This is a genomic window from Chitinophaga sp. XS-30, from assembly GCF_008086345.1.
In the GTDB taxonomy this organism is placed as follows: Bacteria; Bacteroidota; Bacteroidia; order Chitinophagales; family Chitinophagaceae; genus Chitinophaga.
Genome location: NZ_CP043006.1, coordinates 1233406 through 1255918, shown reverse-complemented (window position 1 = coordinate 1255918; position 22513 = coordinate 1233406). Strand labels below are relative to the sequence as shown.

Here is a 22513-nt window from a genome sequence, read left to right as displayed (position 1 = left end):
GTGTTTCGTTAATTGATCTTGAAATTGATATTCTGCATAGAGCGAACTCTGCCATCCGGACCCTTTACCTTGATGTTATCGAAGTAAACGTTGTCGCCCGGCTTGATGGACTGGATCGCGCCTGTCAGGTTTTTGGGCCAGTATTCGGAGGTGGCGTCACCTTCGATATAATCACGGCCTTTCGGTTCAATACCCATGCGGTAACCTACCACAGCATACTTTACCCCTTCAAACAGGAAGTCTTCCAGATCAGCCCGAAGGCCGCCCTGTGCTTTAAATTCTGCCGCTTTCATGCCGGGACCTTTGTTGAAGCCCACTTTCATGATCGGGTCAGGAATATTCTTGATACGGAACTCTTTAGCGCCGAGGTCCTTCATCTTGCCATCTACTTCTGCAGAGATACTGATCGTTGCCTTGGTACCTGAGCTTACTGTGGCCAGATACCGGCCGGGGCCAGTCTTTGTCAGCGATCCGCTGCTGATGGATGCCTGGATCTTCTCTGCAGGCACACCGGCCGCGGAGATCGAGATCGGGTTTTGCAGGGCGATGTACAGTACATTCATTTTATCCGCGGAAATGGAGGTGGCGGATGCCCCTACGTTGTACGTTTCCGTGAATGGCCTGTTGATCACTTCACCGTTAGGCTTTGTCAGCTGTACAGTACCGGAGATCGTGTGCTCACCCAGCGCATTGCCTATTTCCAGGGAATACACCCCTTTACCCGCGGTAGCCGGCACCGGCGAACCGTTCACTACGATGGTAGGGTTCACGGTGCTGCTGTAAGCGCCCATCACCACGGTAGCGGTCAGCGTCTGTCCGGCCGTGAAGTTCTTTGAGTTCAATGAAACAAAGGCATCCAGCTGGTCGAACACGAAATCGTCTTCCGATACTTCTTTCAGCAGTTTGTCAATGATCATGGATTCAGAGTTCTTGATATCGTTCTGGAACTTGCCAAGGATGGTGACAGCCGCGATGGTGGGCACCATGTTAAAATGGTAAGTTGTCCAGTTCTTCTTTACGGACCCTTTCTTTACAGGCGGCTCTTCCACCTGCAGCGGCAACTGTGCGGCCATAGCATCCCTGTCTTTCGGGTTGACGAGCGCCAGCATGCTGCTTCGCAGTTTTTTAAGTTCTGCCTGCAGTTCAGGGCCTTTCTTTTCATTTTCCATCACATGGGTGGCGGCATCCAGGTGATCTTTCTTCTTGATCTCGCCATTTTCATTCAGGCCACCGCTCGCAGCGATGATCTGGCTTTTCAGCGAATCTATGTATGTTACCGCAGCTGCGGATAGTTTCTTCACCTGGTCGGCTTTTGTTTTCAACGGGCCTACTTTCGCGGCATCCGTAGACATCAGCTTGGCGAACTGGTTATATGTAATGCTGTTTTTGCTATCAATAGAATTATTGGAAGTTTTTATTGAGTCGTTTACAATATCAAATGCATTAATAATCTCGGCGGATACGTTCAACGCTAACATCGCTGTCAGCACCAGGTACATGAAGTTGATCATCTTCTGCCTGGGGTCTTTGGGTAATGCCATAGTGAATTACAAGTTTTAAATGAAAGTCTCTTGTTTCTGTTACTATTAGCTTTACCTTATCTGCCTTGCATGGCCGTAAGCATGTTACCATAAACCGTGTTCAGGTTGCCAAGGTTGCGGGCCAGCAGCGATATCTGCTCCTGCGTTTTCTTGGCGTCATCCACGCTGCCGGACATTGCCTGTGAAGCAGAGAGCAGGTTGCTGTAGAAACCATTCATTGCTTTCAGGTGGTTATTGGTATCCTGCAGTTCCAGTTCATAGATCGCATTCAGCGAAGCCAGGTTCTTGGTCATGGACTGCACCTGCTCGTGGAAGCTGCGGGTAGATTCTGACGCGTTATTGAAAGTAGCTACCGCTGCTGCTGCATTGGTATATGCCTGTGTTACGGAACCAATGGCAGTGGCTGCCTCGCGCGTTTTCTGCGTATAATCGCCGGTAGCGGCAACCACATCGCTGATGTCGCGCATTTTATCTACGGTTGAACCGAGTTTGCTGAAATTATCGCTCAGGCGTGCAAGATTTACGGGTGTAATGTCTGCTTCCTGGAGCATTTTGTCCATATTGGCGAGTGCGGGAGAACCAGCGGCAACTGCTGCGGGAGGTGCTTCCGGACCGTGGTCAGACGGAACAAATGCGTATGCGAAGAAGATTGCGGCTTCCACACTGAGGCCTGCGATCAGCGCAACGTCTGCGCCGGGCCAGTGCTGGATTTTGAACAATGCTCCGATGATCACGACGCAAGCGCCGATACATACAAAGAAGTTAAGCCATTTTGCTGTTTTAGGATTCATAGCCATAGGTTAAAATTTAATATTTATGGGTGATTAAAAGGTAAAAAGCTCGTTTCAAATTTGCCATGATCTGTGATTTTTACTGGAGGTTTTTCATCGCCAGAGATTAGCTATTTTCCTATTTTCTTTTGTTAAAATCGTTCTTGGACCTGCTGAGGAAGGCGATCGTACAACGGAAGCCGATGTAGGACTTAGCACTATCCTGGTACTCATATGAACGGGTGCCGTTCTGCAGGAAGTAACCGATATCTTTCCAGCTGCCGCCTCTTACTGCCTTGCGTTTCATCCTTGGTGCAGCATCATCCGGTATGTCCATTTTCAGATAAGGGTTCATATCGGAAGTAAAAGAATAGGCATTCTGATAGAAGATGTCCTGCGTCCATTCTGCTACGTTACCGGCCATGTTGTAAAGCCCGTAGTCGTTAGGCCAGTAAGCATCCGCCCGTACGGTGTAAAAACCGCCGTCTTCCGGATAATTACCGCGGCCGGGTTTGAAGTTCGCCAGCAGACAGCCTTTCTTGTTGCGGATATAATAACCGCCCCAGGGATAAGGCGCCTGTTCGCGGCCGCCGCGTGCAGCATATTCCCATTGTGCTTCAGAAGGCAACTGGAACTTGTCTTCCGTGAACTGCTTCTTCGAAGTCCGGTAGTCTTCCCAGAACTTGCTCCGCCATTCGCAGAAAGAATTCGCCTGATGCCAGGTGACCCCAACTACCGGGTAATCGTCAAACGCCGGGTGCCAGAAGTACATGCGCGTCATGGGCTCATTATATGCGTAAGAGAAGTCACGTATCCAGCATAATGTATCCGGATAAATGGCCACGTCTTTCTTCTCGATGAAGGTCGAGCGGGAAAGATCTTTGTTCTCCCGCTGCTTTGCTCTCTCCCAGTTGAAAGTTTCCTGGTGATACAGCAGCTTGCGGATATCGATCTCCTTCCGGCCGTATAAACGGTCTTCCGCGGAATAGATCATCGCATCCAGCTTCTCGTAGGTAGCCTTATCCTTCCAGTCGATCTTCTGTTTCCAGTCGATATAATCCTGTCCGTCATCGTTCTTTACATGTCCAAGCAGGATGTGGGCAATCGAATCCCTCACCCAGTTCACGAACTGACGGTACTCGTTGTTCGTGATCTCTGTGGCATCCATGTAAAAACCGGAGATGGAAATGGACTTGTTCCTTGCCGTGTAGGCGTAGTTCACGTCCTCATCACTCGGTCCCATGTGGAAGGTGCCGGATGGTACATATACCATTCCGTAAGGTACGGGGGGGGAGTACTTTGGTCTGGGGCTTACACCTATCAACTGTCCCTGAGCATTTTTAGGGGTTTTACCACCACCGCAGCTCGCCAGGATAAGTGGCAGCAATACAACCATCAGCCCACTGCAATAATTAAGCTTCATAAGGGTGACTTTCATTAGAATACGATTTTTCTTTAACCTGCCAGATGCAATGGCCCACGCGCAAGATATCATTTTTAGTCACACTTTTCACCTGGTTGTTTATCAGAAAGATAGCAAATGTAATAATTATTTTTAATCCGTAGTTAGTTTTTATCCAACTTTTTCATGCCTTCTACACGGTGCTTCGTAACTAAATTAAACGTGACTTTTAACATTTTATTATGCAATCAACATTTCGTTTCAGTATTTAGCCACAGCGGAATACCATTTCGGGGAATCTTTAAATGCTTTACTGTCAACCCTATAAACGCATTTAAGATAAATATAATATTTATTTTGGAATTCCCAATGTTAATTATTCCCGGCAAACCCAATTTAATCAAAGGGCTTGCAATTTACAACAAATATCATATTAAATTATGTATTTCTGACATATCTTCCACAGGCTTCATACAATGATAATCCTGGCAGAGATAGATCAGGGTTTTCCCTTTTTGCTCCCTTTGCTGCAAAAGCGGCATGTCTTCCTGATCATGTTCCGCACCCAGCAACACTTTTCCAGGGATATACCTTTTATTGAGCGCTTCCATGCGCAACCGGTACTCCGGGCCGGAGACCGCCAGCTCCGGCGTGCCTTCCACCATTCTGAGGATCATGGATGCCCATATGCCAAAAGAGGTGGGGTATCGGGTAACGGACTGCGCCAGGCTCGCCGTCATCGCCACCGCCCGGTCCGCCCAGTCACGCCGGTCGAACACAATGGACAGGTACCAGAGATTATGCGCCATCAGGGCGTTGCCGCTGGGCACTGCGCCGTCGTACACTTCTTTCTTCCGCACGATCACATCGGCCTGTCCCGCTGCAGTGTAGTAGAAATAACGTTCCGTTTCGTCTCCAAATTGTTCTGCAACGTACTGCGCTACATCTTTTGCCTTGCGCAGCCAGTCGAGTTCTCCTGTAACTTCCTGTAAAGCAATCATTGCGCGGATGAGGCTGGCATAATCATCAAGAAAAGCGGGATAACGGGCATCCCCTTCTTTATACGTATGCCAGAAGGCATAAGATGCTTCGTTCCGGCGCATTTTTTCCCAGATGAAGTGCATGGCGGTTTCCGCCATATCCAGCCAGGCCTTCTCTCCCAGTGCTGCATACGCTTTGCAGCAGGCGTGGATCATCAGGGCGTTCCAGCCCAGGAGTATCTTGTCGTCCAGACCGGGGCGTATGCGCAGGTCACGAACGGGCATAAGCTTCGCGCGGCTCCTTTCCAGCAGCGCTTCCAGCTGCTCCGGGGTCATATCCAGACCGGCCGCCACTTCTTCCAGGGGGCGCGGCGTCCAGAGAATGTTATGGTCTTCCCAGTTGCCCTGACGGCTGACATCGTAGTATGCATTAAATGCCGCGGCATCATCCCCCAGCACAGCTTGTATCTCTTCTTCGCTCCACACATAAAATTTGCCTTCAACGCCCTCTGAATCCGCATCCAGCGCTGAATAGAAGCCTCCTTCCGGAGATGTCATCTCCCGCCGGATAAACGCGAGCGTCTGCCGGATGGTTGCCGCATAGCGCGCCTTACCTGTCAGCTGCCAGGCTTCGCAGAGCGTATCCGTAAGCAGGGCGTTGTCGTACAACATCTTCTCAAAATGCGGGGCCAGCCATTTTTCATCAGTGGAATACCGGGCAAAGCCGCCGCCCAGCTGATCGTAAATACCGCCGCCGATCATCTTGTCGAGCGACAGCTGCGCCTGCTGCAATGCTTCTTCATCTGGATGGGCGCGGCAATAACGCAGCAGGTACTGGATGGTAAAAGACGCGGGGAACTTGGGGGCACGGCCAAAACCGCCCCATTCCCGGTCTGCCTGGCCCATGATGGCCAGCGTTATCGCGTTGCATTGGGCGGAGGTGAACTGCTCTTCCCGTGGAAGCTGCATATTCACGGCTTCCATGCCGAACTGGTTACTTTGATGAAGGTGTTGGGTAAGATGGGTGGCCTGTTCTTCCAGCTCCGCACGTTTTGTTTTGAAGGCTTCGGAAACGGCCAGCAGCACTTCCTTCCAGGAAGGCCGGTTATATGCCTGCTTTGGCGGAAAATAAGTGCCGCCATAAAAGGGCTGGCGGTTGGGCAGCAGGAACATATTGAGCGGCCAGCCGCCGGAACCGGACATGGCCTGCAGGGCGTCCATGTAAATATGATCGATGTCCGGGCGCTCTTCCCGGTCTATTTTGATGTTGACGAAATGTTCATTCATGATACGGGCGGTCTCCTCGTCCTCGAAGCTTTCCCGCTCCATGACGTGGCACCAGTGGCAGGCGGCATAGCCAATGCTCACGAGAACGGGCTTGTCTTCCCGTTCGGCTTTCTGCAGCGCTTCCTCTCCCCAGGGATACCAGTCTACCGGGTTATGCGCGTGCTGGAGCAGGTAGGGGCTGGTCTCCTTTGCTAGTCGGTTCATCATAGATGGTCAAATACAGGTGCAAGTTAAAGATCAAATGATTACAAAACATCCCATGAAAGCATCATTCTTTGTGCCAAATACTATTGTTGTTGGATTATTCCGGGAAGCACGCATGCTGCAGGAGGCCGGCCGGCAATGCCTGAACGCAAAAAGGGCGTGCCTGTGCGGTACGCCCTTTTTAATATCTCGTCCGGCCTTCGCCATCCTATTTTTTATTCAATCCCAGCAGGTATTGCTCCAGCGCGGCCACCATAGAGGGGGCCTGGGGCGCGGGGGCTTTGATGTCCAGCCGGAGGCCGGCCTGTTCCACTGCCGCGGAGGTAGTGGGACCAAAAGCCCCGATATGTGTACCATTCTGCTGGAACTTCGGCATATTCTCGAAAAGAGATTTCACACCGGAGGGGCTGAAGAATACGATCATATCGTACTCCGTTTTCGTCAGTATCTCTTTCACATCGTTCGAAACGGTCTTGTAAAGCGAAGCGGTGGCATACTCGCATTTGTTGGTCTTGAGCCACTCTTCAATATCTTTCTTCTGACTATCCGAGCTAGGGAAAAGGAATTTTTCATTCTCACGGTGCTTGTTCATTACTTCAAGCAGGCTTTTGGTAGAGCCGTCAGCCCCATAAAAAACCTTGCGCTTGCGGTAAAGAATGAACTTTTGCAGGTACAGCGCCACTGCTTCCGTGATACAAAAATACTTGCAATCCTGGGACACCTTCACCTTCAGTTCTTCGCATACACGAAAAAAATGATCAACAGAATTGCGGCTGGTAAAGATCACGGCAGTATAATTCGTGATATCCACCTTCTGCTTGCGAAAGTCCTTACCCGCTACGCCTTCTACTCTAATAAAAGGATGAAAATCCAACCGAACATTGAATTTCTTAGCCAAGTCGAAATAAGGTGATTTCTCTGTCTCTGGCTTAGGTTGGGAAATTAGGATCGTTAGTTGTTTCTCCTGCAAATCTTTTTTTGACCCGCCTTTAATCATACGTATTTGCTCTTGTGTTAACAATCGCAGTAATCTACGGATTACCAGTTAACCAAATCAGTAACACCTTTGTAATTATTAATACCGGCACTACTTCGAATGCGCAAAGGTAAAGAAAAAAATGCAATTTGCTAAAAGACAAGTATTGGCGCACCAGGGAATAGGACCTTACGTATCGGTACACAATCAATAATACAATAAAGAATACCGAAATATATAGGCTGGTGGCGGCAATTTCCGGCCGGCAGAAAGCGAGTATCACCAGGAACGGCGCCAGCAGAATGCCCAGGATCTTGTTGATCAGGTACAGGATAAAAACATACGCATCGATCAGGTCTTCGTTGCCGAACAGCCATCCGCAGAATTTCAGCACAATGTATTTGACGGCATATATCAGGCCCACCAGCAGCATCAGGCCGGGGATCAGCATCCAGGCAATGGCATCGGTAGGGTAATTGAGCCGGTACATCATGAGGTAGAGATACAGGCCCAGGCTGACCACAAAGAACGCATTGAGCAGGAAGTTGGGGAAAGGCGACTGGGAAAGCTGGTCTTTCAGCTGCCGCTGGCTGAGCGTGGGGTTCAGGAAAGCCCGGAACAGGTCCGAAAAATACTTCAGGTAAGCGGTGCGGATAATGCCCAACAGCAGTAACACGCCTCCAACAAGGTACACCAGCCAATCCTGCCGCTGATCATGCCGCAGGGGATTGATATCGTACACCGGGGTTTTACCGGCGGTATTCAGGTACCGGTTCGTTTTGGCCAGCTGCTGCATCACGGTATCATACATGTGTACCCTTGCCTTCTTCACCACGGAGTCCTGCAGAAATACCGCAGCGGCTTGCGAAGAATCTGGCTTAACTTTGAAGGATGTATCGCCCGACTGCGCCCGGAGGGCGGTTGAGGAACAGATCATCAATATAAATATCAAGAGGATGCGCAAACGAGGGTATGTTTTGTGATGCAATTAACTATTCTTGTTCCAAAAATATCAACAAAACTCAGATGTATTTTCGAGGTTTGCAAATATTCGCGGCGATTCTTTCTTAAAACAACTCATGGCAGGTATCTATCTTCATATTCCGTTTTGCAAAAAGGCATGCCATTATTGCAATTTCCATTTCTCCACATCCCTGCAATACCGCGATGAGATGGTGCAATCCCTGCTTGCTGAAATTGCTCTGCAAAAGGAATATCTGGCGGGGCATGCGGTAGAAACGATCTATTTCGGCGGCGGAACGCCCAGCCTCCTGCCACCGGCGGACATCACCCGGCTCCTGGAGGAGCTGCACCGTCATTTTTCGGTTACGGCAGATGCCGAAATCACCCTGGAAGCCAATCCGGACGATCTTACCGCCACCACACTGCAATCCCTGCGGGATGCGGATATCAACCGCCTGAGCATCGGCGTGCAGTCATTCTTTGAGGAAGACCTCCGATGGATGAACCGTGCGCACAATGCATCCCAGGCGACCGGCTGCCTTGAGCTGGCGGGGAAAACAGGGTTCGACAATATCAGCATAGACCTGATCTACGGCACCCCTACCCTGACGGACAAACATTGGGAGCAGAACGTGCAGCAGGCCACCGCCCTCGGAATCCCCCACTTGTCCTGTTATGCGCTGACCGTAGAGCCGGGCACTGCGCTGGACCATTTCATTCAGCATCACAAGATCGCTCCCATTGATCCGGACAGGGCGGCGCTTCATTTTGAAATGCTGATGCAATGGACGGAAGAAGCGGGGTACGAGCATTATGAGATATCCAATTTCGCGCAGCCGGGCAAACAGTCCAGGCACAACAGCAGCTACTGGCAAGGCCGGCCCTATCTTGGTATCGGCCCCTCCGCACATTCCTTTAACGGGCTTTCCCGGCAATGGAACGTGGCCAACAACTCCCTCTATATGCAAAATATCCGGAAGGGCGTTGTGCCCTTTGAAATAGAGATGCTCAGCCCGAAAATGGCACTGAACGAATACATCATGATCTCGCTGCGGACCTCGCAGGGCGCTGACCTGGAGCGGGTGACGGAACGTTTCGGGCAGGACAAAAGCGAACAGATCCTGGCGGCGGCCAAAGAGTTTACCGAAAAAGGATGGATGCAGCAGGAAGGCGCCATGCTGCGGCTTACGCGCCAGGGAAAATTCTTTGCCGACGGAATTGCGGCAGCGATGTTCTTTTGATACCGGTAGCTATATAAAACCCTTTTCCAGTTCCATATAGGCTTCTTCCGGATGCAGGTTCTCCCACAGGATAGCGTAGACTTTTTGGGCTACGGGCATATACGCGCCGATCTCTTTGTTGATCTCGAAGATGCAGCGGCTGGCATAATAGCCTTCCGCCACCATGTTCATTTCCAGCTGTGTAGCCTTTACGCTGTATCCCTTGCCGATCATGTTGCCGAAAGTACGGTTGCGGCTGTGCAGGGAGTAGCAGGTTACCAGCAGATCTCCCAGATAAGCGCTGGCGTTATAGTTGTGCATTGAAGGTTCTTTGCCTGAACCGGCCTGTATCTGTTCGTATTTTTCCAGGAACTCCTGCATCTCGCGGAAGCAATTGGTGATGAACACGCTCTGGAAATTATCGCCATACTCAAGCCCATGCGCAATACCCGCTCCCATCGCATAGATATTCTTCAGCACAGAGGCAAATTGCACGCCCATCACATCTTTATTGACGATGGTCTGCAGATAGCTGTTATTGAATAATGCGGCAATAGCTTCGGTCACATCATCCTTTATGCCGGAGAAAGTGAGGTAAGACAGCTTTTCATTCGCCACTTCTTCCGCATGGCAGGGTCCGGTGATCGTGTAATACTGCTCCAGCGGCAGATCGAACCTCTCCGCCAGGTAATCGTTGATCAGCTGGTTAGAGCCTGATACAAGCCCTTTTATGGCAGATACCACCTTCTTGCCTTTCAGCGCATCTGCGGGGAGCGTTTCCATCACGCTCCGCAGAAAAGCGGAAGGTACGGCCAGGATGAGCGTATCGCACGCGGCAACCACTTCTTCAAGGTTGCTGTTAAGCTCCAAAAGCCGGGTATCGAAATAGACGGAATTGAGGTGATGTTTATTGTGGTGCCGTTGCTGCATATGACGGATGGTATCCTGGTTACGGATCCACCAGTGAATATGCTGGTTGTTGTCTGTCAGTATCTTTGCCAGTGCTGTTGCCCAGCTCCCGCTTCCAATAATTCCAATGTGATTGACCATACTCAACTGCTCTAAATTTCCTGCAAGGTAAAAAAAATCGACGGGCTATGCCTTAAAGGGCGCATATAAAAAAGCAGGCACATCCCGAGATATGCCTGCTCTCCTGCAAAAATGCATGGTTTATTTCGCGGTTTCGAAGAGTTGCGATTTGGGTACTACATTTACCTTTTTACCGTTTTCCAGTGTTCGGGAAACAGCGGTATAAGGGCCACTGATCACTTCTTCCCCTTCTTTCAGGCCGGAGGTGATCTGGATATTGTTATCATCCTGGATGCCGGTGGTCACTTCCACAAGTTTTACCGTGCCGTCGGCCTGTAAAACGAACACCACTTCCCTGAAATCCCTTTTTTCCTCCCCGGTGGCGGCAGATGGCGGCGGCGGACCTGCGGGCTGGGCTTCCTTCACTTTGGCGGTATCGGACAGCGAACGGGTGGTTACCGCGTTGATGGGGATCGAGAGCACCTGTTTTTCTGTACGCGTCTGAATATCCACGCTGGCGCTCATGCCTGGCCTGAAGGGGAATCTCCTGCTGCCCGGGTCCATCAGATCTGCATACGATTCCGGAAGGATGCGGATATGCACGATGTAGTTCGTCACCTGCTCCGCAGATGTGGTAGCGGCGGAAGAGGTGGCTGCACCCTTGCTGGAACTGGCGATCTGGGTGACCACGCCTTTGAATTTACGGGTATTGTATGCGTCCACTTCAATGATAGCAGAATCGCCGAATTTCACTTTCGGGATATCGTTCTCGCCCACATCCACCTGCACTTCCATGGTGCTCATATCCGCTATGCGCAGCATTTCCGTACCGGTCATCTGCGCGGTTCCCACCACGCGTTCCCCTTTTTTAACGGAAAGGAGGGACACGGTGCCGCTCATTGGCGCCTGGATGGTCGTACGGCCAAGATTCTTGTTGGCTTCGGTAAGATTGGCCTGTGCGCTGGCTACCCCGAACCTGCTGCTGTTGATCCTTTGCAGGGCGGCATTGTAGTCGGATAAGGCAGATTTATAAGTAGCTTCGGCGGTTTCAAATTCTGAACGGGAGATCACCTTCTGGTCCAGCAGTTCCTTGTTCCGGTCGTATGCAGCTTTTGCCTGGTCCAGCCGGGCCTTGAAAGCATTGACAGAAGCGGTGCTGTTGGCCAGCTCTGCTTCCTGCTGGCTGACGGCGGCGGCTGCACGGTCCCGCATGGAGCCATAAATATCTGCGTATATGCGGGCGAGTATCTGCCCCTTTTTTACGGAATCCCCTTCCAGCACAAGAAGATCGGTGATCTCGCCGGAAACGTCCGAGCTTACTTTTACTTCTATTTCAGGATAGATCTTTCCGCTGGCGGATACCACTTCTATGATGTCCTTCTTTGCCGCCTTATCAACGGACACTTTTATGCCATCATCCTTGCCCGCTCTCTTCACGATCATCACGATGATAATAAGAACGGCCAGTATGCCGATAAGCCAGAAAAGGAGTTTCTTCTTCTTCATATACGCTTGTGTGTTGCTGCGGCTGTTATCCTACAACGATATTCGCTGATCGCGGTAGAACTCCAGCAGTTTGATTTTAAAAATGTAATCGTATAACGCTGATACCCTGTCGATCTGTGCCCTGAACAGGTTCGTTTGTGTCGTAACGTATTCTACGGTGTTCATCAGGCCTACATTGTACCGCTTGGTAGCAAAATCATATGCTTTCTGTGATGCATTTTCGGTAGAGATCGCTGCCTGATATTTCTGAAAAGCGCCAACCGCATCGGCATGCGCGGTGTACACATCCTGGCGGAGTTGTTGCTTGTTGATGTCCAGCGTGAGCTGTTTGTTCTCAATATCTATTTTCGCTCTTTCCACGTTCCCGCGCAGCTGCCAGGCATTGAGCAGGGGAATGCTGAGGGAAAGGCCGATGTTCTGGCCGAAGTTATTATTCAGCTGATCGCCGAACGGCACTCTTCTTACATCGCTGGTGACACTCGGGCGCACAACGTTATAGTCGGTCCCGTTCACATTCACCAGCCCGATGGTATCCACTTTCGGGATCAATGGCCCGAAGGGCTGAAAATTGGTATTGGCGTAATTGGTACCGGCGCCGGCGTTGAAACGGAGACTGGGATACAATGCTCCCCGGGCGGAGGCCAGCGTCCGCTCTGCGGCCTTGACCATCATTTCGTCCGATTTGTACTGCGGCTGCGATGCCAGCGCCGCGCTGAAAACCATCTCGGGAGCGGTCTCCGTGAGGCTCAGCATGGGTATGGATTCAATATCCTCCGGCAACTCAGTGGTGAACGGCACGGCGAAGTCCAGATTGAGCAAGGCTTTCATCTGCAATACCCGCACAATGGCATTATTCTGCGCATCTACGAGAGTGGAGCTGTCCCTGGCGAGCTGGGCCTCCATATCGGCCTGGTTGCTTTCCGGCACCGAGCCTGCCGATACCAGTTTTCTGGTGTTATCCAGCTGCGCTTCGCTCAGGGCAACCTGGGATTTGCTCAGTTTTACCTGTTCGTTGGCCAATAATATCTGCAAAAAAGCATTGGCCACATTCACACCCATGTCATTCCTTGCCTTCTCCAGGAGGAAATTATTGGCATACAGCTGGTATTTGCTGGCCGCGATGGTGTTTTGCTTGGAGAACCATCCAAAGAGGTCTGCGCTCATATCCAGGCTCAGACCGCTATTCATCAACGATTGCGTAACAAAGGTGTTGGACGTGGGGTCGATGGAGCGGCCGAAACGGTATCCCCCGCTTACCCCGGCATTAATGGTGGGCAGCTGGGAAAGCCGGTTCTGCTTGAGCGTCAGTTCTGACAGCCGTTTTTGCAATACGCTTTGCTGCAGGGTCAGGTTATGCGTCAGTGCATATTCCAGGCAACGCTGATAACTCCAGTTGTCCTGTGCGGACACGGACAATGGTGAGATAAACAGCAGCAAAATGAGCGCGGACGCAATGGCGAGGGTCTTTATTCTCATAGCCTGACAAAAATATTGTAATTGAGTGGTGACTATTCCCATGTTCTTGATAAATGGCAAATCCCGGGTGGGTATGGCACCGGGCCACACGAATTTAAGGTAAAACATCATATGATGAGTTTTTAGATAGCAGAAATTTATAAGACCTGCCCGTCCCGGAGCCGGATGATCCGGTTGCCGTAGGCTGCGTTGGCTTCAGAGTGGGTTACCTGAACGATGGTTATTTTATCTTTTTTATTCAGTTCTGCGAATAATTCCATGATTTCCCGGGCCTGGTCGGAATGCAGGTTGCCGGTTGGCTCATCGGCAAAGATCACCGCCGGTTCCGCCACAATGGCCCGGGCAATGCCTACCAGTTGCTGCTGACCGCCGGAAAGCTGGTTGGGGAAGAGATCTTTCTTCGCTACAATGTTAAACCGGTCCAGAATGTCGGCCACTTTGCTCTTGCGTTCCGCGGCCGGCATGTTTTTGTATAGCAGCGGCGTTTCTATATTTTCATATACGGTAAGCTCGTCTATCAGATGATAGGCCTGGAATACAAAACCGATAGCTCCCCGGTGCAGCTGGGTGCGTTTCTTCTCATTCATCCGGTGTACCAGTTCTCCCTGGAAAAGGTAATCTCCGCCGGAGGGCTCTTCGAGCAGGCCGAGGATGTGCAGTAAGGTGGATTTCCCGGAACCGGAAGGTCCCATCACGGATATAAATTCCCCTTCATGGATGGTCAGGTCAATATCTTTCAGTATCTCGTGTTTGCCGAACCCTACCGGGTAATATTTGCTGATGTGACGTAATTGGATCATAATATTGATTATTCTGTTCGTAAGGATTTTACGGGGTTCGTCAGGGCTGCCCGGATGCTCTGGAAGCTAATGGTAAAGGCGGCAATCGTAAGGACCAGCAATCCCGCGACCACGAAAACCCACCAGCTGATGCCAATGTTATAGGCAAACTCCTGCAGCCATTCGTTCATGATCCAACCCGCCAGCGGCGATGCGATCAGGATCGCAATGCCCACGAGCTTCAGAAAGTCTTTGGATATCAGCGTTGTGATGCTCAGAACGCTGGCCCCCAGCACCTTGCGTACACCTATCTCCTTCGTGCGTTGACCGATGGCGAGCATCGCAATGGCAAACAGCCCCATGCAGGAAATGATGATGGTCAGCACCGCTCCACTGACAAATATCTGTGAAAGTTTTTTATCCCGGTTATACTGGCGGTTCGTATTCTCGTTTACGAATGATCCGAGGAACGGCGTTTCGGGCGCCACCTTGTCCCAGGCCTTTTCAATGATCTTCATGGTTGCTTCCAGGTTACGGGGATTTACTTTTACGAACACGTAGGCCGGCGTTCCTGCTATGACCATTGTGATCGGCTCGATCTTTTTATGCAGGGACTGAAAGTGAAAATCCTTTACTACCCCCAGTACATGGTACTCTTTTCCATCTTCATCAAAACGGAAACGATACCCGATAATATCTTTCTCTCCCAGTTCCGCAACCATCCGTTCATTGATCACCACCCCGCTGGAATCCGTGCGCATGTCCCGGTCAAAATCACGTCCGGCAATCAGCTGCAGATCCATCGTTTTCACATAGTCATACCCGATCGTCAACAAGTTGGACCCCACTTCGCGGTTCTTGTGCCGGAATCCTACGAAAGAAACGGACATGCTGCCATCGCGGCCACGGCCATAGTTATTGTCTGCGGACGTCACGCCAATAATGCCCGGCTGCCCTGCAAGTCCGGCGCGCATGCGCTCTACTACCAGCGGTGTTTGAGGCAGATTCCCGAGCGGAATGCTCACCACTTCCTCCGTATTGAAACCAAGCGGTTTATTGCGCAGGTAATTCATCTGCTGCCACGCGATCAGCGTACAACAGATCAGCAGGGATGAAAAAACGAACTGTGTAACGATGAGCGAATTGCGCAGGTAATTACTCCTGCCGGTGCTGATCTTTCCTTTCAATATTTGCAATGTATGAGAGCGCGCAAGCACCAGGGCGGGGTAGCCGCCGGCCAGCAGGGCAACCAGCAGAAAAACTCCGGCAAGGCACGCCAGCACCTGCGGTTCTTTCAATATACTGAACGACAATTTATAGTTCAGGAGCGCATTGTACTGCGGCATTAAAACAAGTGCCAGCAAAATGCCAAGCACCAGCGCAATGATGAAAAGTATCAGCGCCTCGCCACAGAACTGCAAGGCTACCTGCACTTTTCCAGCCCCCATCATTTTACGCATCCCCACTTCCTTTGCACGGGTAAAGGCCCGTGCAATGGTGAGATTGATAAAGTTGATGCCGGCGATGAAAAGCAGGAATCCGGCCACGAAGACCATCATGAACAACATGGTCTTGTTGGCACTGCCAAGCGAGCTGGTTTTGCTGAAGTGCACATCTTTCAACGGGATTAACCCGATGTGCATCACCCCGCCGTACTTGCCGGGTTTTGCGCCATCGGCTTTCATATCGCGCATCTTCTCTTCATAATATTTGTCAAGCAGCAGCTTCCCTCTTTTTGAAAACGATTCCGTTGTAACGCCGGGCATGAGCTCCACGAAGGTCATCAGGCTGAAATGCTCCCATTCGTTTTTATTGTCCTGGTAACCATAGCCATTCTCGATGCGCAGTAGCATATCGAACTCAAGGCTCGAATTGGAAGGCGGATCTTTCAGCACGGCGGTGACCCTGAAATTTTCCCATTTGTTGCCGCGGCTCAGGGTCATGCTTTTTCCTACGGGGTCCTGGCCTTTGAAGAACCGCAATGCAGTTTCTTCGGTGATGATCACATCATTCACGCCCAGTTCAGGTCGTCCGCTCACAGCAGGAAAGGAGAAAATTTGCAGGAAGCCGGTATCCACACAATGAACACTCGCGTCCCCCGTTGCTTCGCCGACACGCACGCTGGCCCCGTCATTCGCGTAACGGGTGACTGCTTTTATGCCCGGTATTTCCTGCTGGAGGGCAGGCGCCAGGGGATGCGCCATGTTCGCCCGGGAGCTGGTCCGTTCGGGGTAATACTCGTCCATGTAGACCATGTAAATGTCTTTCTTCCTTTCGTGAAAATCATCAAAAGTGAATTCCCTGTACACCGTAAGACATAACAGTAAAGCCACTGCGGTCGCAACTGCGAGTCCCGTGATATTCACGAACGAGATTTGCTTTGCTTTCCATATGTTGCGCCATGCTATTTTGATGTAGTTCCTGAACATGCCGGTATATTTTTTTATGCTGATTTCGCAAAAAATGTATGACGATTTAACAATGCAGCTTCCGGGGACGATTAATGCAATGGCTGATGTTTCCTTCTGCTGAGGCTCATGAAATAAAGCCCTGCAAACAGCACCAGCAGCAGGGGAATGGCCATCCAGGGGATGATGTCCATCATCGCCCAACCGGAATAATGGAGCCCGTCCCCGGAAACGGGTGGCGGTGCGGTAGACCTGTTGACGAAGGCGGCGATCAGCTTTTCCATGACTTTATATGTGAAACTGTTCCTTGATATTCTCGGTGACCACCTTTCCGTCGAAAAGATTCACAATGCGGTGCGCAAAACCGGCATCGTACGGGGAATGCGTAACCATGATGAGGGTAGTTCCCGCATCATTCAGTTCCTGCAGCAACTTCATGACCTCTTCGCCGTTGGCGGAATCGAGGTTACCGGTAGGCTCATCCGCAAGGATCAGCTTTGGCTTTGCCACTACGGCGCGGGCAATAGCCACCCGCTGTTGCTGACCGCCGGAAAGCTGCTGTGGAAAGTGGTTGCGGCGATGCATGATGCTCATGCGCTCCAGAACCTGCTCCACCCGCTGTTTTCTTTCACTGGCGGGTACTTTGAGGTAGAGCAGCGGCAACTCCACATTCTCGAACACGGTCAGTTCATCAATGAGGTTGAAGCTCTGGAACACGAAGCCGATAGAGCCTTTACGGAGCTGCGCACGCTGGCGTTCGCTCATCCTGGCCACTTCCTTATCCCAGAAATGATATTCACCATCGGAAGGATTATCCAGCAGGCCCAGAATGTTCAGCAAAGTGGATTTACCGCAGCCTGAGGGCCCCATGATCGCCACAAACTCACCATCCTGCACATCCATGTTAATGCCGTTCAGCGCTGTGGTTTCTACTTCTTCCGTTGTAAAGAGTTTTTGCAAGTTGACTGTTCTGATCATTTTTTCAGATTGTTGGTAAATGGATGATGATTTAAAATTCCAATACTTCCTTGTCCCCGAAATTCTCGTAAGAGGACGTGATCACCTGGTCGCCCGGCTGCAGGCCCTCCAGTACTTCGAAATAAACAGGGTTCTTGCGGCCCAGGGAGATCTTGCGTTTCACAGCACGTTTCCCGCTGTTGTCCACCACATACACCCAGTTGCCTCCGGTGTCGGAAAAGAATCCTCCTGCAGGCAATAATACAGCTTCTGATGCTTTTCCCAATTCAAGGCGGATAGGAGAGGATTGCCCGCGGCGGATCCCTTCCGGCACCGCTGTTGAAAAATTCATGTCTACTTCAAAGCGCCCGTTCTTTACTTCCGGGTACACTTTGGCTATTGTCATCGGGTGTGCTTTCCCGTTGAACTCGAAATTGGCGTTCAAGCCGGTGAATACGCGGGAAATATAGTGTTCATCTACTTCGGCGCGCATCTTGAACCCGTCCATATCATCGATCTGCCCGATATTCTCCCCTGCCTGAATACTCGTGCCTACCTCCACATTGATGGATGACAGCTGCCCGTCAACCGGGGCCCTCACTACCAGGTTCTTAAGATTTTCCTTCATCAGCTGGAGGTTGCGCTGCGTACGGGAGATGGTGCCCTCCAACTGCTCGATCTGCGTCACCGAATTTTTGATCTGATAGTCCTGCGATTGCACCTCTATTTCGCGCTGACGCGCCAGCCGTTCATAGTCCCGTTTCGTTTTCAGATATTCCTGTTCGGCCACCACCTTGTCTTTGAACAGCTTGTGGTTGCGTTCATACAGGTCTTTGGCCTGGTCCACCTGATAATCGAGGTCGCTGAGGGTCTTTTCCAGCGCAAACCGGTCTTGCCGCAAGCGCAGCCTTGTATTCTGCAGTTCGTTGATCAGCCGGTACATTTCTGTTTCCCGGTTCACGAATTCCATGGTCAGCCGCTGGTTTTCCAGGCGGAGAATGGAATCCCCCGCTTTCACCATGCTGCCGCCTTCCAGGAATTTGTTGGCCACATAGCCGCCTTCAATAGCATCCAGGCGGATGGTCTTGAGCGGGTGCACCACGGCGGTTACCACGATGTATTCATCAAAAACACCTTTGGAAACAGCGGAAATGGTGATCTTGTCTTTCTCCACATTCAGTTTGCTTCTTTTATCGGCAAAAATGAATCCCCAGAGTACGAGCAGTACCAGTGTACCGCCGCCGCCAGCGAGGAAGATGCGTTGCTTGTTCCAGAATTTCTTTTTAAGTTGTCTGTCCATGATCGTAATTGCTGCCGGAACATACCCAATCCATGTGCCAAGCCGTGCCAAACGCTCAAACACAGGGCTGTGGCCCTTTCAGACAAGTCAGTGAATATACCTCCTGTTCCAAAGCGGACAAGGGGTGTCCGGTATCGGACAGTTCCGGAGGCGCCCGGACGCTTTCAAAATAAGCCGCCGGCAGAAAAAAATCTTTGTTTAATATTGCTCAGGGCCGCTTCTCTGTTATGACCTGGCGGGAACCTGCCGCATCCACGCCGAACGGAATGCGTTTTGCGATCACCATTTGGAACTATTAATTTATTCAAAAGATGAGTACTCAGCAAGGAAAGATCCTGATCGTTGATGATGATGTAGATGTATTGCGCGCCGCAAGGCTGCTGCTGAAAAGGCATTTCACGCAGGTGGATTTCGAGAAGAACCCGCAGAAGATCCCCTACCTGGTCACCAATTTCGACTATGATGTCATACTGCTGGATATGAACTTCACGCGTGACCTGAGCAGCGGAAAAGAAGGTTTTGAATGGCTGGACAAGATACTGGACATCAATCCCAAGGCCACAGTGGTGCTTTTCACCGCTTATGGCGATGTGGAAATGGCCGTGCGTGCCATCAAGGCCGGCGCAGTGGACTTTGTGCTGAAACCCTGGGAGAACGACAAGCTGCTGGCGACTATCCAGACGGCCGTCACTACGCACCAGGCGGCACAGGAGAAAAAGTCCGGCGGCGCTACCCTGCATACTGATAATGTGCTGATCGGCGACAGCCCGGGCATGCAGGAAGTGATGGAAACCGTTTCCCGCGTAGCCGCTACGGATGCCAACATCCTCATCCTGGGGGAGAACGGCACGGGAAAAGACCTGCTGGCCAGGCACATTCACGCCCTGAGCCAGCGGAAGGATAAAAAATTCGTTCCGGTAGACCTCGGCGCGCTGAGCGAAACGCTGTTCGAAAGCGAACTTTTCGGCCATGTAAAAGGCGCCTTCACGGATGCCCGGGAAGACCGCAGCGGTCGCTTTGAAGAAGCCAACTCCGGCACCATTTTCCTCGACGAGATCGGGAACATTGCCCTCCCCTTTCAGGCCAAGCTCCTCACCGTACTACAGAACCGCCAGATCACCAGGGTAGGCTCCAACAAAGCCCTTCCGCTGGATGTGCGCCTTATCTGCGCCACTAACCGGAACATCCAGCAAATGGCCGCGCAGCAGCAATTCCGCCAGGACCTGCTTTACCGTGTCAATACCATCGAAATACATCTTCCACCGCTCCGGGAACGAAAAGAAGATATTGTGCCGCTCGCAGAATACTTCCTCGGCATCTACCGCAGAAAGTACAACCGGCCGGTGGCCTTTCTTCATGATACGCTGATCACCCAGCTGGAGCAATACGAATGGCCCGGCAATATCCGCGAACTGCAACATGCCATCGAAAGAGCCGTGATCCTCTGCCAGGGCAAAACATTAATGCCCAGGGACGTGTTTGTAAAAACAAATACAGCCGCCGAAACACTGGATACCGGCTTCAACCTCGAAGACATGGAAAGGAACATGATATCCCAGGCGTTGAAAAAATGCAATGGCAACATTACAGATGCCGCAAAAGAACTGGGCCTGAGCCGCGCCGCGCTGTACCGCCGCATGGAAAAATATAACCTCTGAATGAAGCGCTTCGGTTACAATATCCTGTTGCGCATCCTGCTGCTGGTATTTACCATCACGGCCGGGTGCTGGTGCTGGTGGAATGACTACCAGCTAATGGCAGTACTGGTAGTTCCCGTACTGCTGGCACAGGTATTCTCCCTCTATCATTATCTGAACCGTGTGAACCGCAAGCTCACCCTGTTCCTGGAAGCTATCCGGTATGAGGATTTCTCCATTCGTTTCAGTGCGGACAACAAGCTGGGCAAAAGCTTCAGCGCCCTCAACCACCAGTTCAACGAAGTGCTGGAAGCTTTCCGGCAAACACGGGCCGAACGCGAGGCCAACCTCAAATACATTGATACCATCATTCAGCATATCAGCATCGGCATACTATCCTTCGGCAGTGACGGAAAGATAGAACTGATCAACCCCGCGGCTTTCCGGCTGATGGGCATCTACCGTCTCCGCTACCTGGATGAACTGAAGCATGCCCATCCCAAACTGGCGGAGTTGTTGCAGGACCTGCCGGCCGGCCAGAAGGCCCTGTACGCCACGCAGAACGGGCAGCAGCTTTCCATCCATGCCGCATCCGTAAGATTGCAGGGGCGCTTTGTGAAACTCATCTCTTTGCAGAACATCCATGCAGAGTTGCAGCAAAAAGAACTGGAGGCCTGGCAGAACCTCACGAAGATACTGCGGCATGAGATCATGAATTCCGTGACCCCGATCGTCAGCCTCATCGGCACCATGCAGGAGATCGTGGAGCATGATATCCCGATGAACACTTCACAGACAGAAGCGATGGACGACCTGAAAGAAGCACTGGTCACCATCGAAAGCCGGAGCAAGGGCATCATGAATTTTGTGAACGCGTACCGCGACTATACCACATTGCCCAAGCCGCAGTTCACCAGCATCAATCTGAAACAACTGATCAATACCATCAGCAACCTGCTGCAGCCTGAAATGAAAGCCGCCGGTATTTCGTACCGCGCCCATGTTTCACCGGACAATATCATGGTGCATGCCGATGCCGCACAATTGCAGATGGTGCTGATCAACCTGATCAAAAATGCCATGGATGCACTGGAACATACCGGAGAACCGTGGATCAGTGTGAAAGGCTCTATGGGCAACGCTTCACAGATCATCATCGAAATAACGGACAATGGGCCCGGCATTGAAACAGAAGCGATGGAAAAGATCTTTATTCCCTTTTTCACCACTAAAAAGAAAGGTTCCGGCATCGGGCTGAGCCTTTCGCAGCAGATCATCCAGATGCATGGCGGTCAGCTGAAAGTAAGCAGCCCTCCCGGCAAGGGCACTACCTTCTTTGTATTGCTGAATAATTGATAAAATGTAGTAAGTTGAGGAATATATTTCTCCCGGCTTATGCAATCAATTTCATGGGGGGCGATCTATTTCCTGCTGCTGCTGGCGGACATCTGCCTGATAGCACTGGATATCCCCGAAGCACGTTATGTTTCCAAGCCTTTACTGATGATCGGGCTCGGCTGTTATTGCTGGGCGCAGGCCGGCGGATTGCCGCAACGCTCGCGCAATCTCATTTTCGCCGCGCTTATCTTCTCCTGGTGGGGAGATGTGCTGCTGCTGTTCGGTGAAATGTTCGTGGAAGGACTGGCCTGCTTTCTGATCGCCCACATCCTTTACATCTCCTTCTTTCTGCTGGTAAAGCCCAGGCCCGCGCTGACCAGGAAAGCCCTGGCCGTCATGGCCCTTGTAGCCGTATATACTTCAGGGTTAGTCTGGTTCAATGCCCCCCAGCTGGGCGAACTGAAAACACCGGTAATACTCTACGCGGCGGTCATCAGCATCATGCTGCTGTCCGCCATCCTTGCTTTTGGGCTGAACGGCTCACAGGCGGGGCGGCTATGTGTTTCCGGAGCAGTGCTTTTTGTGTTCTCGGATTCCCTGCTGGCAGTGGAAAAATTCTATATGAACATCCCCGGCGGCAGCGGGCTGGTTATGCTTACCTACGGGTGCGCCCAGTGGATGATCGTGGAAGGCGCCACCCGGCACCTGCGATCGGAGGGCTGAGTACCATCTTTTTACAC

The 22513-nt window shown here is 51.4% G+C and carries 18 protein-coding genes; 4 read left to right on the top strand and 14 right to left on the bottom strand.

Annotated features, from left to right (window positions below):
* Positions 1-8 precede the first annotated feature (8 nt).
* The 6 genes from gldM to FW415_RS05270 all read right to left on the bottom strand — a co-directional run bounded on the left by gldM (position 9) and on the right by FW415_RS05270 (position 8097).
* Positions 9-1541: a gliding motility protein GldM gene (gldM, locus tag FW415_RS05295; RefSeq protein ID WP_148383244.1), complete on the bottom strand. Its 1533-nt coding sequence runs from the start codon at positions 1539-1541 to the stop codon at positions 9-11.
* 56 nt (positions 1542-1597) lie between these two features.
* Positions 1598-2332: a gliding motility protein GldL gene (gene gldL, locus FW415_RS05290; protein ID WP_246858924.1), complete on the bottom strand. Its 735-nt coding sequence runs from the start codon at positions 2330-2332 to the stop codon at positions 1598-1600.
* 118 nt (positions 2333-2450) lie between these two features.
* Positions 2451-3749 carry an SUMF1/EgtB/PvdO family nonheme iron enzyme gene (locus FW415_RS05285; protein WP_246858923.1) on the bottom strand — a complete coding sequence of 433 codons (1299 nt, stop codon included), beginning with the start codon at positions 3747-3749 and terminating at the stop codon, positions 2451-2453.
* 392 nt (positions 3750-4141) lie between these two features.
* Entirely contained in the window at positions 4142-6187 is a 2046-nt protein-coding gene (locus FW415_RS05280) for a thioredoxin domain-containing protein (RefSeq protein WP_246858922.1), read from the bottom strand.
* Between the two features lie 205 nt (positions 6188-6392).
* On the bottom strand, positions 6393-7058 hold the full coding sequence (locus FW415_RS05275) for a uroporphyrinogen-III synthase (protein WP_246858921.1): 666 nt from the start codon (positions 7056-7058) through the stop codon (positions 6393-6395).
* Positions 7059-7215: 157 nt separating this feature from the next.
* The gene (locus FW415_RS05270; RefSeq protein ID WP_148383241.1) at positions 7216-8097 is read right to left on the bottom strand and encodes a DUF4271 domain-containing protein; all 882 of its coding nucleotides are present in this window, start codon (positions 8095-8097) and stop codon (positions 7216-7218) included.
* A gap of 142 nt (positions 8098-8239) precedes the next feature.
* Here FW415_RS05270 and hemW point away from each other — a divergent pair, with 142 nt between their 5' ends.
* Entirely contained in the window at positions 8240-9364 is a 1125-nt protein-coding gene (gene hemW, locus FW415_RS05265) for a radical SAM family heme chaperone HemW (protein ID WP_148383240.1), read from the top strand.
* A 9-nt stretch (positions 9365-9373) separates the two neighbouring features.
* Here hemW and FW415_RS05260 read toward each other — a convergent pair whose 3' ends face one another.
* The 8 genes from FW415_RS05260 to FW415_RS05225 form a co-directional block, all read right to left on the bottom strand.
* A complete protein-coding gene (locus FW415_RS05260; protein ID WP_148383239.1) occupies positions 9374-10393 on the bottom strand; it encodes an NAD(P)H-dependent glycerol-3-phosphate dehydrogenase in 1020 nt (339 codons plus the stop codon).
* A gap of 120 nt (positions 10394-10513) precedes the next feature.
* Complete coding sequence (locus tag FW415_RS05255; RefSeq protein WP_148383238.1) at positions 10514-11878, bottom strand: efflux RND transporter periplasmic adaptor subunit; 1365 nt, start codon at positions 11876-11878, stop codon at positions 10514-10516.
* Between the two features lie 30 nt (positions 11879-11908).
* Positions 11909-13354, bottom strand: a complete 1446-nt coding sequence (locus FW415_RS05250; RefSeq protein ID WP_168208674.1) for a TolC family protein — start codon at positions 13352-13354, stop codon at positions 11909-11911.
* A gap of 137 nt (positions 13355-13491) precedes the next feature.
* Positions 13492-14154, bottom strand: a complete 663-nt coding sequence (locus tag FW415_RS05245; RefSeq protein WP_148383236.1) for an ABC transporter ATP-binding protein — start codon at positions 14152-14154, stop codon at positions 13492-13494.
* An 8-nt stretch (positions 14155-14162) separates the two neighbouring features.
* On the bottom strand, positions 14163-16562 hold the full coding sequence (locus tag FW415_RS05240; RefSeq protein ID WP_148383235.1) for an ABC transporter permease: 2400 nt from the start codon (positions 16560-16562) through the stop codon (positions 14163-14165).
* Positions 16563-16633: 71 nt separating this feature from the next.
* Complete coding sequence (locus FW415_RS05235; RefSeq protein WP_148383234.1) at positions 16634-16825, bottom strand: hypothetical protein; 192 nt, start codon at positions 16823-16825, stop codon at positions 16634-16636.
* Positions 16826-16829: 4 nt separating this feature from the next.
* Complete coding sequence (locus tag FW415_RS05230) at positions 16830-17519, bottom strand: ABC transporter ATP-binding protein (RefSeq protein WP_148383233.1); 690 nt, start codon at positions 17517-17519, stop codon at positions 16830-16832.
* A 31-nt stretch (positions 17520-17550) separates the two neighbouring features.
* Complete coding sequence (locus FW415_RS05225; RefSeq protein WP_148383232.1) at positions 17551-18798, bottom strand: efflux RND transporter periplasmic adaptor subunit; 1248 nt, start codon at positions 18796-18798, stop codon at positions 17551-17553.
* A 311-nt stretch (positions 18799-19109) separates the two neighbouring features.
* Between FW415_RS05225 and FW415_RS05220 the strand changes: the two genes are divergently transcribed.
* From FW415_RS05220 to FW415_RS05210, 3 genes are read left to right on the top strand one after another with little or no spacing between them, the layout of a single operon-like run.
* Positions 19110-20456, top strand: coding sequence for a sigma-54 dependent transcriptional regulator (locus FW415_RS05220; RefSeq protein WP_148383231.1), 1347 nt, complete (start codon positions 19110-19112; stop codon positions 20454-20456).
* The gene (locus FW415_RS05215; RefSeq protein WP_148383230.1) at positions 20457-21791 is read left to right on the top strand and encodes a PAS domain-containing sensor histidine kinase; all 1335 of its coding nucleotides are present in this window, start codon (positions 20457-20459) and stop codon (positions 21789-21791) included.
* A gap of 39 nt (positions 21792-21830) precedes the next feature.
* Positions 21831-22496 carry a lysoplasmalogenase gene (locus tag FW415_RS05210; protein WP_148383229.1) on the top strand — a complete coding sequence of 222 codons (666 nt, stop codon included), beginning with the start codon at positions 21831-21833 and terminating at the stop codon, positions 22494-22496.
* Positions 22497-22513: the final 17 nt, after the last annotated feature.